This is a genomic window from Planctomycetia bacterium, from assembly GCA_034440135.1.
GTDB lineage: Bacteria > Planctomycetota > Planctomycetia > Pirellulales > JALHLM01 > JALHLM01.
In genome coordinates this window covers 1-17,143 of record JAWXBP010000437.1, presented here as the reverse complement: position 1 = coordinate 17,143, position 17,143 = coordinate 1, and the positions used below count along the sequence as shown (strand labels likewise).

Sequence of the window (17,143 nt, the reverse complement as noted above, 5' to 3'; positions counted from 1 at the left end):
GGATAACCGCCGAGGTCGGCGCCCGCGACCCTATCGAGGCGATCGCCCGCCGATGCAAGGCGGCGGCCCGGAACCGGAGATCGTCGATGAAAACGGCGAGCCGCTCCCCACGATTCCGGCCGAGGGCGTGCTCGAAATGCACCCCAACGGGTACGGCTTTCTCCGCGACCCGAAAAGCAACTACGACCGCGAGCGCACTGACGCCTTCGTGCCCGGCACGATGATCGACAAGTACGGGCTCCGCGAGGGCGTGCTGATCCATGGCATCGCGCAGCAGAATCGCAAGCTGCAAGGCCCGCGGTTGAAGGAAATCGTCGACGTCGATGGTATGAAACCGGACGAATACGTCAACGTGAAGACCTTCGATCAGCTCACGCCGATCAACCCGGAGAGCTGGCTCAAGCTCGAAACCGGCACGCAGCCCTTGAGCCCGCGCGTGATGGACTTGCTCACGCCGCTCGGCAAAGGCCAGCGCGCTTTGATCGTGGCCCCGCCGCGGACCGGCAAGACGATCTTGCTGCAGCAGATCAGCCAGTCCATCGCGGCCAACTATCCGGAAATCAAGTTGATCGTATTGTTGATCGACGAACGTCCGGAAGAAGTCACCGACATGAAGCGCAACGTCACCGGCGAAGTGGTGGCCAGCAGCCTGGATCGCGACGTGGAAAGCCACGTGCGGCTCTCGCAGTTGGTCATCGAGCGCTGCAAGCGCTTGGCCGAGATGGGGCACGACGTCTTTTTGTTGATGGACTCTATCACGCGTCTCGCCCGGGCGTTCAATAAGTGGGTCGGCAACACCGGCCGCACCATGTCCGGCGGCGTCGACATCAAGGCGATGGACATCCCGAAAAAGCTCTTCGCCACGGCCCGCGTGTTCGAAGAGGGCGGTTCGCTGACGATCGTCGGCACCGCGCTGATCGACACCGGCAGTCGCATGGACGAACTGATTTTCCAGGAGTTCAAAGGCACCGGCAACATGGAACTCGTGCTCGACCGCAAACTGTCCGACCGCCGCGTCTGGCCAGCGATCGACATCAGCCAATCCGGTACGCGCCGCGAAGAAAAGCTGCACGATGCCGACACGCTGCACGCAGTCACGATGCTCCGCCGCACGCTGAGTTCCATGCATCACGTCGACGCCATGGAACAACTCACCAGCAAACTGGCGAAGTTCAAATGCAATCGGGATTTTGTGAAGCTGATCGCAGGGGCGCCGGCGGAGTAGCCCGTACGTCAGGCTTTCCAGCCTGACAGTTCAGGCGAACATCGCGGCATACGACGATTCGTCGCGCATCAAGTCAGGCTGGAAAGCCTGACCTACAGTCTGCGCATGCCTACTGTGCGATTCTGCGCTCAACGACCGCCTTTAATCGCGCCGGAATTGCCTGACGGGATTAACGTCGCCGCAAAGTCAGACGAAAATCTCCACGGACCAGGGGTCGCGCAGATACTGCTCGAAAAATGTCGCAACATCCGGAGCGATGACGTACGGCGGATACGTCGCCGAATTCCGGTGGTGGTCGATGACGACCTCGGAGGTGGCGGCGTTCACGTGGCGAAATCCGTACACGTGCGATGAGATCAGAAAGTCCGCGAAGTAAAGAATTTCCCCGCCACGTTCCGAGCGCTCCTCGGCGATCTTGCCCAGCGACCAGAGCGAGAACATCTTTTCGTCCATGTGGTCATCCACAAACCCGCCGAGCGTGGCGTAGAGACGACGAACGTCGTCGGAGAGCGGAAAGTTCAACGCGACGAACACGCGGTCGATCTCGGCGGGATCGGTTGCCGCGAGAAGCGGGACTTTGGCGTTTTGCCAATGGGCGGTGACGGAGTGAAAGATGCGCTCAAACATTTCGTATCAGTAGTACCGCTGGATGATCTGTACAAGACGCGAAGATCCCGACAGTTCAAGGAACGCAATCGTGCCTTCGCGTTCTAGACAGCGGCAATCAATGCCATACGAACGCAACGTTGACGTCGCATATGCGCGTGCATGTTCGTCGAGTCGTCCCGTCGTCATGAACACTGCTTCAACCTTCTTGTAGAGGGATGTTACATTTCAACCGTACTCATCAGCTGCGGCGCGGCAACGCAATTCAAACTGGCGTTCGACTTCGTCCTTCGCCTCCAAATAAGCAGAATGCCGACCTTTCGCCTCCACAAGCGTGCATTTCGTATCGCCGGTACTTGCAACGACATCCACTTCATATTCCTCATCTTCGTCGAGCCTGCGAATTCGTTTTTGCAGAGTCACATCTGAACCGGTCGCCCGATATGCGAGAGCGACGATAACTTCAAAGAGAGTTCCCTTCAAATTGCCGATTAGTCCTTCATTATCCGACTTGGTTGATTCGCCGAGTTCAAGCGAGGCCTCAATATCGTCCAAACTCTCCACTGTGAGATTCTCAACAGAGAGTGCTTTGAAGTATCGCTTCATCAATTCCTGGATATTCGAGCCAAAAACATCGCGAAGTGTCAAGGCTGGCACGCCGTTTTTTCGAAGTGTTCGACGTCATCTCCCGTCAGGCAATTTGCCGGCAGCGACTTGGGATGTTGCCGCGCTTAAAAATTGCGCAGCGTTTCTCGACTTCGAACAGGGCGCCTGACCTACTAGTCCGACTGTCCTTAAATGTCATGCTCGCCGTGTCAAGGTTCGCCGAATGTAGAGAGTTTCCGAATCAGGATGGCATGACATTTAAGGGCAGTCACTGCACTACCGCTTGGCGCGCAAGCCAAGCTTTTCCGCGAGCTTGAGCACCCCCGCGAATTCCACGTCCGTCACCGGTTGCACGGAGAGGCGGGAGCCTTTGCGGAGAAGCTCCATGTTTTTCAGTGCGGGCACTTCGCGGAGCGTCGGGAGCGGGAGCAGGTCGGTGAACGCTTCTTCCAACTGGATGTCGACCATTTGCCAGATCGGGTTCGACTCCGAAGCTTTGGGGTCGAAATGATCGCTTTTTTTGTTCCAAGCAGTGAAGTCGGGATAGCCTTCGCGGACGATCGTCGCCGTGCCTGCGACGCCGGCTGGGTCGCAGCTCGAATGGTAGAACAATACGCGATCACCAAGCTTCATGCTGTCGCGCAAAAAGTTCCGCGCCTGATAATTCCGTACGCCATCCCAAAACGTCGTCCGCTCGGGACTCTTGGCGAGATCAAGAATCGAAAAACAATCCGGTTCGGATTTAAGCAGCCAGGGCATAGGAGACCAGATTGAAGTTTTCAGTGTTCAGTTTTTGGAGAGTTTGAAGTGTTCAGTTTTCAGTGAGGAGACAGATGCCCTTCGCTGAAAACTGAACACTGAAAACTTCAAACTGGCACTCAACTCGTCACAACGACATTATCGCGATGAATCACCTCATCGTACACATGGTATCCCAGCGTCGCCGCGATCGCGTCCGTGCGGAGGCCTTTGATTTTTTGGAGTTCTTCGGCGCTGTAGTTGGTGAGGCCGCGGGCGAATTCGTGGCCGGCGCGATCACGGACGGCGACCACGTCTCCTTTTTTGAAGTGCCCTTGCACTTCGACGACGCCGATCGGCAACAGGCTGCGCCCGCTCGATTCCACGGCGCGGCGCGCGCCGTCGTCGAGGACCAGGTATCCGCGCGGGCGGACGGTGAAGCCAATCCAGCGTTTGCGCGAGCCGATGGCCTGGCCTTGCGCGAGGAACAGCGTGCCGACGTCTTCGCCCTTGAGAATCCGTTCGAGCGCACCCGGTTGCTTGCCGGAAGTGATGATCACGTTCTCGCCAGCGGAAGTGGCCATCCGCGCGGCGACGAGTTTGCTCGCCATGCCGCCTTTACTGAGACCGGTCAGCTTGTCGCGCACGAGTGCGAACGTCGAGTCGTCCAGCTTCGTCACGGTCGAGATCAACTTCGCGCTGCCGGACGCGGGATCGCCGTCGTAGAGTCCTTGCACGTCGGAAAGTAAAACCAAGAGCGGCGCGCGGATCAGGTTGGTGACCATCGCCGCGAGGCGATCGTTGTCGCCGAACGTGGTTTGCAATTCCTCGACGCTGACGGTGTCGTTCTCGTTGATGATGGGAACGGCGCCGAGGTCCAGCAACGTGTGGATGGTGTTCCGCACATTGAGATAGCGCTGGCGGTCGTTGAGGTCTTCGGCCGTCAACAAGATCTGCGCCGCGTGTCGACCAAACTTGCGCAAGGCCCGATCGTAAGTTTGGACCAGATACGCCTGACCAATCGCCGCCACGGCCTGCAGATGGGCCAGGTCCGACGGGCGCTTTTTCAGCCCGAGCTGTCCCATCCCGGCGCCCACGGCCCCGGAACTGACGAGCGCCACCTTCCGCCCCGCGACGAGTAAGGTATTCAATTCCTCGCTGAGGGCCGCGATCCGCGCCTCGTTCAGCGTGCCGTCCTCCCCGGTCAACACGCGCGTGCCGACCTTCACTATCCAAGTGTCGGCCTGCGTGGCAATTTCTTGGCGAAGAACGTCGGGCATGGGGGCGATGGTGCGTTCAAACAGAGGAAAGGCACATTTCAAACTGAACACTGAAAACTTCAAACTGCCGCCTAGCGTACCCGTGTTCCGGCGAGCGGAAAAGTCGGCCCAGACCGTACTTGCGCGCATTTGGTTGTGAAAGTGCTAGCACCGCGTACAATTGGACGCCATGAGCGAACTCCAGCACGAATGCGGCATTGCCGCCATTTATCACCTGCCCGGCCGACAGGTTAGTCCGCTCTGCCCTGAACAGGGACCGGACGAGGTTTCGCGGCTGATGCCCCGGATGTTGCTCGACATCCAGAACCGCGGACAATTATCCGCCGGCATCTCGACGTTCAATCCCGAGCGCAACCAACTGATCGATACGTTCAAGGAATTGGGTGGCGTCAGCGAGGTGTTCCGACTCAGCCATCGCGGCAAGGCGGAAAGCCTGATGAAGGAATACGCCGGCCGGGCCGCCATCGGCCACGTGCGGTATGCCACCTGTGGGGCCGAAGATCGCAGTTATGCCCAACCGTTCGAGCGGCATCACATCCAGAAGCACAAGTGGTTCAGCTTCGCCTTCAACGGGCAATTGGCGAACTACCCTCAGCTACGGCAGGACCTGCTGGCCGACCCGGACAACTACCTTGCCCGGGAGACCGACACCGAAATCCTGATGCACCTGATCAGCCGCGAACTGTCCGATGGGGACAAGCCGGCGCTGATCGACGTGATGCGGAATATCTCCCACAATTTCGACGGCGCATATTGCATCGTGCTGGTGAACGCGGTGGGAGACATGATCGTCGCCCGCGACCCGCTGGGCGTGCGGCCGCTGTGCTATGCCAAAGAAGGCCCGTTGTTCGCCGCCGCCAGCGAAAGCGTGGCGCTGTTGAACCTGGGATTTCAGGCGGAAAGCATCCACGATCTGGAGCCAGGCTTCGCGATCACCATCACGGACGGGCGATTCGAAATCGAGCCGTTTATGACGAGCACCGGCACGGCCCACTGCTTTTTCGAGTGGGTCTATTTCGCCAACGTGGCCAGCAAGTTGGACGGCCGGAGCGTGTATCTCTCGCGGACGGCGCTCGGAAAAGAACTGGCCGCTTTGGAGACCGTGCCGATCGACTCGGACACGATCGTCGTTCCGGTGCCCGACACCAGCAAGGCGGCGGCGGACTCGATGGCCTTCGAGTTGGGCGTGCCGTCGTTCGAGGGGCTGATTCGCAACCGCTATTCGGGGCGCACCTTTATCGAAGGGTCCGGCAACCGCAAGCGGAAGGCGGAGACCAAGTACACCCCGCTCCGAGACGTGCTGGAAGGCAAACGCGTGCTGCTGGTGGAGGACTCGATCGTCCGTTCCACGACGATGAAAGTGCTGCTGGAGCGGATTCGTAAACTCGGCCGGGCTAAGGAGATCCACGTCCGCGTGGCCTGCCCGCCGATCGTGGCGCCGTGCTTCTATGGCATCGACATGTCGACGATCAACGAGTTGTTCGCCCCGAAGTTCCTGGGCGGAGGACCGCTGACCGACGAGGCACAAGCGGCCATGGCGGCTTCGCTGGGGGCCGACTCGCTGCGCTACCTGCCCGTCGAGTCCATCGCCCGGGCAATTGGTTTCGCGTCAGAGCGCCTGTGCCGCGCCTGCATCACGGGCGAATATCCGACGGCCTGTGGACGCGAGCTCTATCAAGTGGCGCTGCTGAACGCTCGGGGCGAGTCGCAAGGCCGCACCTACGAAACCGCTGTCGCTGGCACAGGTTGAGTTCGGATTTCGTCGAAACCTAGGGAACCATTTTGGGACGACGGGCCTCGAAATCAAAGGTGAATGATAGTTGAACTGCGCCTTAACGTGGATTAACGTGGTTGCACACCATCAAACTGCGGCCCCCCGCTCGGTGGTTTGCCCCAAGGAATCGGAGGGATTGACTCAGGCCACTTGAGCAACAACCTTATGCCCTGACCGTTCGACGCTAAAGCGTCATGGATGATCTTGCGTGGTGTCGATATGTCAAGCTGTAGCCGCAGGGTTCCCCAACCCAGCGGTGAGAAGCCCTGGCAAGTGACTGCCCCTCTTGCGAGGGCGTTTTTTTACCCGCTGAACTTCGGCGGATGATCGCCGGGCCAGACGTCCGTTCTATCGGCGTCGGAGACGCCTCCCAGAGCATTTTGGTCGTCCCGCGGCTTGACTCGTGACCACAGCTTGGATGAATGCGCAGTTTGCGCAACACGGGTGGATTTTTCTTGCGGTGCGCTGGCCATTCATTTAATGTTGATTTTGGGAAACATCCCACGCGCACCCCCCGTGATGGTGGGGAGCGTCGCTGAGCGCACGGGCGTTGGCGGGGATGGTTCGCGCAGGGAGTGCAAATTGGCTCCCGCGTTAGAGTTCGGAAATGTGGCGCAGGCACGATTGTGGCGTTCGCAGGGAACTAAACGTTCGTCACAATCGTCGCAAGTTAAACTCCGCGCGCTCCCGCGACTGGCGACCACCCAGGGGCCACACGCCAGAGCGAGAGTCGCGCGAATCCCACAATCGTTGAAGGCAGTCCGAGTCCGGGTCCCATTGGCCCCGGGCCCCGTTCAGGAGAGGTATCCATGTCGTTCTGGCGTTCGCGGCGTCACTCCCAGCATGACCTGATTCAGGCGATGCAAAGCTGGCCGCAGCGTGAAAAGGGCAAGCATTCGAAGCGGCGGTCGGCCAAGTTCGAACAATTCGAACCGAAACGATTGCTGGCCGTTTCGCCGCGCCTCGTTTCGATCATCCCGAACGAAGGGGAATTGCTCACCGACGGGCAGACGCGCGATGTCGCTCCTCGCGAATTGACTTTTCGATTCAGCGAAGGCCAAATCATTGATCCGACCACGTTGGGCGGCATTCAAATCGTGCGGAGCGGCTTCGACGGCGTGCTGGGCGACGGCGACGACGTCTTGATCGAACCGGGCTACATCGGCATCGGCGATCGCCCGAATGAAGTCGTGGCGCGGTTCGCGGATGCGCTGCCGGACGACCTGTATCAGATTCGCATTATCGGCGCCGGAGCGAATACGCTGCGGAACAGCTTTGGCGACCCGTTCAATGACGGGGTGAACGTCAACGTGACGTTCGAGATGGACCTGGGCGCCCAAGTGGTCGCGGTGGTGCCTCAGCCGATGTCGCGGCTCGCCAACGGCGGGCTTTCGCAAGCGCGCAACCAAATCGAAGTTTACTTCAACAATGACAACCTGAACGCCGCGTCGGCGACGAACCGCAACTTCTATCAGCTCATCTTCACGAAGTCGACCGGCAACAACCAAGACGATCAGGTCTTCCTGCCGACGAATGTGAGCTACGACCCAGGGCAGGACAAGGCGGTCCTCACCTTCGCCAGCGACCTGGCGCTGTTGGGTGCGGGCGAAGGCATTTACCGGCTGCGCGTCGGCAATGCGGATCCGATCCCCGCGGCCCCGAGCGTGACGCAAACTTCGAACATCGATCAGGGTTCGACGTTCGCTACGGCTTTGAATATCGGTCCGCTCGCCAACCAGGCCAAGGTCATCAAGGCGGCCGTCGATCCGCAGTTGTTTCAATTGGAATTGCCCGGCGACATCAGCGAGCCGGGACACCGCCAGTCCACGCAGCAATCACACTTCCTGTATGAACGATTCCCAGATTCCACGGTCGGCACGACGACGGCGTACTACAACTTCAAGGATCTGTACGGGTTCGATCCATTCGGCAACCAACTGTTCAACACGATCACCGCGGAACAGAAGGAGCGGGTGCGCGAGATCTTCTCGTTCTACAGCTACTACGCCGGCATTCAGTTCATCGAGTCCGCCGATCGCGGCATGACGATCGTCACGGGCGATCCGCGCGCCTTGGATCCCACGGTCCCAACTGGGCCGTTCGGCGTGATCGGCATCGCCGGCGGCGGCCTGGTGGGTACGGCCATCATGGATCAGGCCGAAGACTGGGCCGCGAACGAGTTCGGCGGCGACTGGTTCAATGTCGCCATGCACGAGATCGGGCACCTCCTGGGGCTCGGACATTCCGACGAGTTGGCGCCGTTGACGGTGATGTCGGGCATTTACAATCCCGCGGCGGACTACGAGAAGGTCTTCCCCGGGCGACCAAGACATCGTCCACCTGCGGCACAAGTACCGTCCGGAAGTGAAAGACATCGACGTCTATCGCTTCAGCGTGGCGGTGGCGGGAACGATTACGGCCGAAACCATTGCCGAACGCTTGCCGGAGGCCAGCGAACTGGACAGCCTGGTGTCGATCTTCGATTCCAGCGGCAAGTTGTTGGCGCGCAACGACGACTATTTCGGCAACGACGCCTTCGCGCAGATTGAAGTGCCGGCCGGCGACTACTTCGTCGTCGTCTCCAGCACCGGCAACAACGAATACAACCTGAACGTCGAAGACAGCGGCTTCGAAGGCACGACCCAGGGCAACTACGCGCTGCGGATGGAGTTCATTCCGACGCCGACGAGCGGCATGAAGGACTCGACGGGCACCCTGTTCGACGGCGACGCCGACGGGCAGCCGGGGGGCGAGTATAACTTCTGGTTCCAGGTGGCCAGCGCAGACAATACGGTCTATGTCGACAAGGCCGCCACGACCAGTTCCGGCCCGTTGGGATCGTTGGGAAATCCGTTCCGAACGTTGCGCGAGGCGACCGACCCGAACCTGCCGACCAGCGCGCGAGCGGGAGATGTGCTGCGAGTCGTTGGCAACGGCGGGACTGACGGCGGCATTGACACGTTAGCCGATAACGCGGCCTACGAGATCGGCTTCAATAGCCTGGGGAACGCCCTCGCCGACGGTACGACCTTGCGGGTGCCGACGGGGGTCTCGATGGTCGTCGACGCCGGGGCGATTTTCAAGCTCCGCCGCGCGAATATCGACGTCGGCAGCTTCTCCTTGAACGTCGATCGCAGCTTGGGCTCGATGCAGGTGCTCGGCACTCCGGTGCGGAGCGTGCACTTTACGTCTTACAACAACGAGCAAGTCGGTCGCGATACGTTCGCACTGCCCACGACGCCCGACGAAGGGGATTGGGGCGGCATTGTGTTTCGCAACCAGTTCGACTACGACGCGGGGCGCACGGTGTTGGAGACGGAAGGCATCTTCCTCAACTACATCAATCACGCGGACATCACCTTCGGCGGCGGCGACGTGCTGTTCGATTCGCGGCAGACGACGTTCAGCCCCATTCATCTGTTGGAGTCGCGGCCGACGATCACGCACAATTCGATTCGGATGGCATCTGGGGCGGCGCTGTCAGCCAATCCGGACAGTTTCGCCGAATCGCGATTTTACAGCGACCTTTACACGGCGGACTACGACCGCATCGGACCGGAAATCCAAGCCAACCGTCTGACGGACAACACCATCAACGGCTTGTTCGTGCGCATCGAAACGGAAGGCCTTTCAGGCGAACCGTTAGATAAGCTGACCCTCGCCGGACGGTTCGACGACACCGACGTGGTGCATGTGGTGTCCGAGAATCTGAAGATTCGCGGCAATCCGGGCGGCAGGTTGCTGGTGGTCGATTCGACGACTGGCGACGAGCGCAACCTGGCGCGGCCCGACGCGCGGCTGAAAATCGACGCCGGCATCGTCGTCAAGCTGGACGGCGCGCGGATTGAAACGGAATTCGACGCGGACTTGATCGCCGAAGGAAATGCCCGTAATCGCGTGATCTTCACGTCGCTGGCGGACGATCGTTTCGGCGGCAGCGGCACCTTCGACACCGGTGGCGAAGACCCAACCGCGGTGCCGGAACCGGGGGATTGGGGCGGTATCTATTTTGGCCCGTTGTCGGACGGCAGCATCGACCACGCGCTGATCACGTACGCTGGCGGCACCAACGCGATCGCGGGCGACTTCGCCGGCTTCAACACCGTGGAGATTCATCAGGCCAAGGTGCGGCTCACCAACAGCACCTTGGAGTTGAACGACGACGGATTCGGCGGCGCCGAACGCGTCGGGATGACCGAGAACGCCGAGGCGACGGTCTTCATCAGTGGCGCGCAGCCGATCCTGGTGAATAACATCATCCGCGACAACTCAGGCCCGGCCGTCAACGTGAACGTCAATTCGCTCAACAGCATTCATACGACGGACTGGGGGCGCAATAGCGGTCCGGTGGACGTCTATACGGGCGTGATCGACAACTTCGGTCCGCTGATCCGCGGCAACCTGATGCGGAACAACGACATCAACGGCATGATCGTCCGCGGCGCGATCTTGACGACGCAGTCCGTCTGGGACGACACGGATATCGTCCACGTGCTGCTCGACGAAGTGATCGTCGACAATCATCACACATTCAGCGGACTCCGGCTGCAAAGCTCGCGCAACGAGAGCCTGGTCGTCAAGCTCTTCGGCGATGAAGCCGGCTTCACGGCGACCGGCGTGGCGCTCGATATCGACGACCGCATCGGCGGCAGCGTGTATATTCTCGGCACGCCCGGCAGGCCCGTGGTCTTGACCTCGCTGACGGACGACACCGTGGGCGCGGGGTTGGACCCGGATTCCAACGTGGTCCTCGACACCAACAACGACGGCATTCTCTCGGCGCCTGCGAAGGGCGACTGGCGCAGCGTGCGGCTGGAACGCTACAGCAATGATCGCAACGTCGAGGTGGTCAACGAGGAGGAACTCTCCGTCGGTTCGGGTTCGAATATCAACGGCGTGCCGGAATCGGCCCAGCCGCTGGGCGAGTTGGCCTCGACGGATCTGGGCGGCGACGACAATCGTCGCTTGGGCTTCGAAGTGCATGGCTTCTTGAACGGCGTCGCTCCGGGCGACGTGGACGTCTATAGCTTCCGTGCGTTGGCGGGCACCGAAGCGTGGATCGACCTGGATCGCACCGCCTATGCTATGGACAGCGTGCTAGAGCTGATCGATGCGGACGGCGTGGTGTTGGCCCGCTCGGACAACTCCTTCGCGGAGTTTCTCACGCCGTCGCAGTTGGTCGGCGACGCGCGGCTGATGCAGCGCGATATTTTCAACGGCCGCGATCAATACGGCACCAACCCGCGCGACGCCGGCATGCGCGTGGTGTTGCCAGGACCGATCTCGAACGTGCCGAAGACCTACTTCGTGCGCGTGCGGGCGCGCGGGCAGAACATCGACAACTTGACCGGCGGGCGGTCGATGGGCGAATACCAACTGCAAATTCGCCTTCGCGAAGCGGATGAAGTGCCGGGCTCGACGGTGCGCTACGCCGACATTCGCAATTCCACGAACGGCATCGAGATGCTCGGGATGCCGACGCGTTCGCCATTGTTGGGCGACGTCGCCGAGAACTTGACGCTGCCCAACGGCATCCGCGCCGACGCGCAGAACATCGGCAACGTGTTGGCGGGCGATTTGGGCGTGCTCGACGTGGCCGGCAATCTCCAGGATCCGGCCGGGCTGGACGTGGACTGGTATCAATTCCAGTTGTCGTTCGCGCTCACGCAGGCGTCCGAGGGCTTCATCAGCACGTTGTTCGATATCGACTACGCCGACGGTTTAGCCCGGCCGGATACGACGTTGGCCCTGTTCGACGACGAAGGCCATCTGATTATGATCGCCCGGGATTCGGACATCACTGACGATCAGCCGAATCCCGCCGCGGGAAGCACGGTGTCGGAACAAACACGCGGCTCATTCGGCAAGCTCGATCCGTACGCCGGCCCGTTCGCAATTCCAGCGACGGAAAGTTTTGCGGACGGAACGACGCAGCAATACTATCTGGCGGTGATGTCGAACAAAGTGCTGCCGACGGTGCTGAACGCTTTCTACCAGGTCGACGCGGCGAATCCGTTGGTAAGGATGGAACCGCTGCCGGAAACGATCCGCATCGCCGACGAGCATCTGATTCCCGGCGGCGTCGGGACTTCCAACGCACCGCCCTTGTTCGACTTGTTCCCCGGCGAATCGGTCGAAGAGCTGAACGCGAACGCCAACACGTTGATGCTCAACGACGTCAATACTTGGGTCGTGGCTGGCGGGGAAATGTACACGGTCGACGCTTACAGCGGATACCTGGAAACGGACGTTACCGAACAGGGCGAGGTGCTGCCGGACGTGCAGGAAAACGGCTACCGATACACCGACGTGCAGATGCGGAACGACGGTCGGCTCTTCACAATCGCCAACATCACGGGAAACGATCCTTCGTCCGTACTTCGTGAGATCACGCCGACCGAGGGCGCCACGGGTCTGAGCTATGCTATCACCGATCAGGTGGTGAATTCTTTTACAGGTTTTGGAGACCCCCCGGCTGACCCGCCAGTGCCGGAGTTCGAGGCCGTCGATGGCGCCGCGGTATTCTTCGAGGCCATGGCTTGGGAACCCGGCGAGCAGACGCGCGGGCGGTTGCTGTACGCGGTCGGTCACATCCCGGGCTTCACGCCGAATCCCGAGGCCTTCGATAACGAATTCGATATGCCTGTTGGTATGCCGGCGTTTGAGGATGCTACGGGGCCCAATTGCTATCCGAATTTCTTCTTCCGCATCGCGGGCGACGACTTGTGGGGCGGCGATATCAACGCTGGCGACATCCTGGGAATTCCGGAGAACATCGATCAGCCGTTCGAGCCCATTTATGGCACGAACGGTTGCTTGGACACGCGGATTAACACCGCGCCACCAGGCCGACCGCCGGTGTTGGAAGATGGCGGCATTATCACCGGCATTGCCATCATCCCGGCGGCCGAGCGGGATGAAGAGGGCGTGCCGATTCTGAATCCCGCTGGCCTGCCCATCCTGGTCGATCGGATGTACGCGGTCACCGACCTCGGCAACTTCTTCGAGATCGAGGATTACGCTACCCCTGCGCCGAACGGCCCCGCCCCGGCGATGGGCGGCCCCTCGGCGCGGTTCATCACGAACTTTGACGGTGCTGGGATTCCGTTCGCCGGCCTGACCAATGGTCCGCCGAATGCCGAAGGGGGCGTGTTCGAGTCCGTGCTGTTCGCCACGACGCAGGATGGACAGATTTTCACGATCGGCCCGGAGGGAGATCTGTTGCCGCTCTTGATCAACGGCAACGCCTCGACGGCCCTCGGGTCGGGCGGCGCGGAGGGCATCACGTTCTCGCGCTTCGACTACAACCTGTGGCATATCTCCGGCCGGCGCGACACGGAAGACGGGCACGGTATTGACGGTCAACTCGGCGCCACGCGCGAGCGCTCCACGGTGCAGGATAACGCCACGTTCTACTTCGGGCTGGAAGACCCGCGATTGGCCACGACGCTGTCGCTGCAGCCCTACACGAACGCGATGGTGGACACGAACCCGGGCATTTACGATCCGGCGCCGTCGTATGACGTGCCGGGCGGGGCGCATGGGGCGCTGACGTCGGCCACCTTTGACTTGTCGCCGTACACGGCTACCGACAAGCCGACGCTGTACTTCAACTACTGGGCGGTCACCGAAGGCGCGGCGAGCACGATCGCCGACTACACGTTGATGCGGGACTCGTTCCGCGTCTACGGAACGGCCGATGGCGCGAACTGGAAGCAGTTGACGACGAATAACTCGTTCAAGTCGAACAACGTCGACGAATTGTCGGAATTGCCGAACGCCATTTCTTCCACCGGCGGCGACTACCGGTTCGATCCGTATCCGAATCAACGCGTGCAAGAGACGTTCGATTACACCAGTGCCGATCAAGGCAACTGGCGCCAGGCGCGCATCGATCTGGGGGACCTCGCCGGTTCAAAGTATGCCCAGTTGCGATTCGAGTTCTCTACCGCGGCCTCGGTCGACTGGGGGATGGACGCGGCGCGCTCGCTCGGCGCATCGACCTACGTCAGCGAAGGCGGCACCGGCGGCATCGCCGTGGCGCCTCCCGCCGGCAAGGATATCGTCGACGGCGACACCTTTGTGTTGCAGGGGTTGGTGAGTGGTTTCCCATTGGTCCAAACCTTCGAATTCGACACCGGCTACACGTTGGTGGCGCCGATGCACGCCGGCAAGTTGATTCAGGACGGCGAACAGTTCACCGTCAAGATCGGCGATGCGGACTTGCGGTTCGAGTTCGACCGCAACGGCGTCGTCTCGAACGGGTTCACCGGGATCCGCGTCTTCGACGCGATGTCGCCCGGCGACGTGACCAAGGCAATTTATGACGCGATGGCTGCGGTGTACGTCGGCGACCTGTTCGTCGATGCCTTAGGCAATCCGCTGGTTTGGCTGAACGGCGAGCGGGTGAACCTGGGACAAATCGTGGAGAGCGTGACGCAGTCGTCGAACGCCGTGATGATCCTGCAAGGAGGAGGCCCTGGCAGCGTGAGCACCGCGGGGGCGGCGCCGATCCTGATCCACGAAGGCATGTCGCGCGAAGAGGTGACGATCGCCATGGCGCGCGACGTCGACGTGGCGATCGCCGGCGACGCTTCGCGGCCCGCGCCACTTGATCTCCTCTCGCCCGATCTCGGCACCGTATCCAAGGCTGACGGCAAAGGGGCCCTGCGGATCTACGGCTTCGAAGTCGCCATTGCGGGACCGCTGGCGGTTGGAGAAGCGTTGCAGGGCGAGCAACTTGTGCTCCCGGTGCCGACGTTCTCCGGCGACGGGACCGGCAAGTACTACGGCGACTTCGTCAACCTCGTCGACGAGAATTTCCGCGCCAAGAACAACCGTCTGGAAGGCGTGTACATCGACGACTTCGTGATCGGCTTCGCGGAGCGCGGCGAGTTGGTCGTCCACTCCAACGCGATCGATCCGAACGCCGAGACGTTTCCTGTCCCGCAATTTCCGGAAGAGGGCGAGTTCTACGAGGAGGCGGTGCAGGGACCCTACCAGCTGCAGATCCGCCTGGCCTCTGCAATGATCAGCCCGGCTGGGGAAATCTTCGACACCATCGACACGAACGATCGGCTCGCCGACGGCATGACGATGTTGGCGCCCGCCGGCGACCAGATCCGCGATGGCGCGACGTTCACGCTCACGGATGGCGTGAAGAGCGCGACCTTCGAATTCGACTTCGGGGACGGCTTTACCGCCGGCAACGTGCGGATTCTGTTCGACGGACTCGAGACCGCCGAAGAGATCGTGGTGTTGATGCGCAATGCGATCAACCGGCAAAACATCATCAAGGTCAAGTCGGACACGGTGCCATCGATGGCGCCGGACGCCGCCACGACCAATCGTCTGCATCTGTACGGCGCCAAGGGCTTCCGTGACCTCGGCGGCCTCGAGATCGAGCCGAATGACACGATCGCGGACGCCGTGAAGACTGGATTGTCTTCCGCGACCCAAGGGGTGTGGACGCGCACCGGCAACATCGGCGACAGCGGCGAATTCACCGACGTGGATATGATCGAGTTCCAGTTGAACGCAGGCGATTCCGCGCTGATCGATATCGACGTCGACCGCGACTCGAATCCCGACAGCGCGCTGCTGTTGGAATCACTCCACTCGGCGCTACGAGTGTTCGATGAGCAGGGGAACGAGGTCGGCGCGTCGTTTTTCCCGTTGTTGCCGTTCGGTCCGTTCGTGGGTGATGCACCCGGCGAATTGCCGAGCTGGGATCCGTCGCTGCGATTCGTGGCGCCGCGCACCGGGAAGTATTACATCGGCGTGAGCGGCGGCGGACTGCAAGGCGCGAATCTCGCCTACGACCCCAAGATCGCGCGATCCGGCTTCGGCTCGTCGATCGGCTTCTACCAGCTCACGGTGTCGGTCGGAGGCAGCAACGCCTTCAGCATGAACATCTTCGATTCGCTGTTCGGCGACGAGAATCCGCTGCGTCAACAGGGACACGTGGTCCTGCACAGCAATATCATCACCGACGCCGAGGAGTACGGCATTCGCATCCACGCCGACGAACGCGACGCCGGCGATCGCCCGCATCCGGGCGCGCCGCGGAACCTGCCGGCGCTCAACAGCCAACGGCTGGTGTCCGGCGTGACGGTGAAAAACAATATCATCGCCGGTCCGGAACTTGGCGGCATTCTGTTCAGCGGCGACGGCGGACCGGACGCAGCGGTGCTGTTCGGCCGGATCGTCAACAACACGATCTACGGCGATAACGAGGACGCCGCAGGCTTCGGCATCAATGTGACCGAGGGCGCCAGCCCGACGATCCTCAACAATATCGTGTCGAAGTTCGACGTGGGGATCGCGGTCGACGCCACGAGCCAGTCGACAGTGATCGGCGGCACTGTTTATCAGGGCAATTCCCTCAACACGGCCGGCACCGGCGTGGGGAGTTTCCCGCTGTTGCTCGATCCGATCACGCCGAGCGATCCGCAGCAGCCGTTGTTCATCGACGCGCCGCACGGCAACTTCTATCTGGCGCCGAATTCGAAGGCGATCGACAGTTCGATCAACGTGCTGCAGGAACGGCCCTATATGGTGTCGATCGGCAGCGCGATCGGATTGGCGCCGTCGCCGATCCTCGCGCCCGAACGGGACGCCTTCGGCCAACTCCGCGTCAACGATCCGGATGTGCCCTCGCCGCCAGGCTTGGGCGGCAACGTGTTCAAGGACCGCGGCGCTTTGGATCGCGCGGACTTCGCGGGACCGACCGCGGTGCTGATCGTGCCGGAAGACAACTCGCCGACCGGAATCGATCTGAACCCGGATCCGAACGCCGTGTTCTTCGTCGGGCAGACGGTCACCAAATTCGCCTTGCAAATGGTGGACGGCGTGTTGCCGGCGGACCCGCAGGCGGGCGTCGGCGTGAACGACCTGACGGTCACCGCCGCGAAG

The 17,143-nt window shown here is 61.3% G+C and carries 7 protein-coding genes; 3 read left to right on the top strand and 4 right to left on the bottom strand.

What is annotated here, in order from left to right:
• The first annotated feature begins 52 nt into the window (after nt 1–52).
• Nucleotides 53–1,225: a transcription termination factor Rho gene (rho, locus tag SGJ19_25305; protein ID MDZ4783579.1), complete on the top strand. Its 1,173-nt coding sequence runs from the start codon at nt 53–55 to the stop codon at nt 1,223–1,225.
• Between the two features lie 186 nt (nt 1,226–1,411).
• On the opposite strand, the gene SGJ19_25300 is transcribed toward rho, so the two are convergent.
• The 4 genes from SGJ19_25300 to proB all read right to left on the bottom strand — a co-directional run bounded on the left by SGJ19_25300 (nt 1,412) and on the right by proB (nt 4,455).
• Nucleotides 1,412–1,852 carry a hypothetical protein gene (locus SGJ19_25300; GenBank protein ID MDZ4783578.1) on the bottom strand — a complete coding sequence of 147 codons (441 nt, stop codon included), beginning with the start codon at nt 1,850–1,852 and terminating at the stop codon, nt 1,412–1,414.
• Between the two features lie 207 nt (nt 1,853–2,059).
• Nucleotides 2,060–2,488: a hypothetical protein gene (locus tag SGJ19_25295; protein MDZ4783577.1), complete on the bottom strand. Its 429-nt coding sequence runs from the start codon at nt 2,486–2,488 to the stop codon at nt 2,060–2,062.
• Nucleotides 2,489–2,713: 225 nt separating this feature from the next.
• Nucleotides 2,714–3,196, bottom strand: coding sequence for an EVE domain-containing protein (locus SGJ19_25290; protein ID MDZ4783576.1), 483 nt, complete (start codon nt 3,194–3,196; stop codon nt 2,714–2,716).
• 119 nt (nt 3,197–3,315) lie between these two features.
• Complete coding sequence (gene proB / locus SGJ19_25285) at nt 3,316–4,455, bottom strand: glutamate 5-kinase (GenBank protein MDZ4783575.1); 1,140 nt, start codon at nt 4,453–4,455, stop codon at nt 3,316–3,318.
• Nucleotides 4,456–4,624: 169 nt separating this feature from the next.
• On the opposite strand from proB, the gene SGJ19_25280 reads away from it, so the two are divergent.
• Nucleotides 4,625–6,205, top strand: coding sequence for an amidophosphoribosyltransferase (locus SGJ19_25280; protein MDZ4783574.1), 1,581 nt, complete (start codon nt 4,625–4,627; stop codon nt 6,203–6,205).
• A gap of 2,388 nt (nt 6,206–8,593) precedes the next feature.
• Nucleotides 8,594–17,143 (top strand): hypothetical protein (locus SGJ19_25275; GenBank protein MDZ4783573.1); only part of this gene is annotated, 8,550 nt, incomplete at its 3' end.

Bases quoted from the DNA above. Each gene is read 5' to 3' on its own strand.
- rho (MDZ4783579.1), top strand. From the start codon at position 53: ATGCAAGGCGGCGGCCCGGAACCGGAGATCGTCGATGAAAACGGCGAG.
- SGJ19_25300 (MDZ4783578.1), bottom strand. From the start codon at position 1,852: ATGTTTGAGCGCATCTTTCACTCCGTCACCGCCCATTGGCAAAACGCC.
- SGJ19_25290 (MDZ4783576.1), bottom strand. From the start codon at position 3,196: ATGCCCTGGCTGCTTAAATCCGAACCGGATTGTTTTTCGATTCTTGAT.
- proB (MDZ4783575.1), bottom strand. From the start codon at position 4,455: ATGCCCGACGTTCTTCGCCAAGAAATTGCCACGCAGGCCGACACTTGG.
- SGJ19_25280 (MDZ4783574.1), top strand. From the start codon at position 4,625: ATGAGCGAACTCCAGCACGAATGCGGCATTGCCGCCATTTATCACCTG.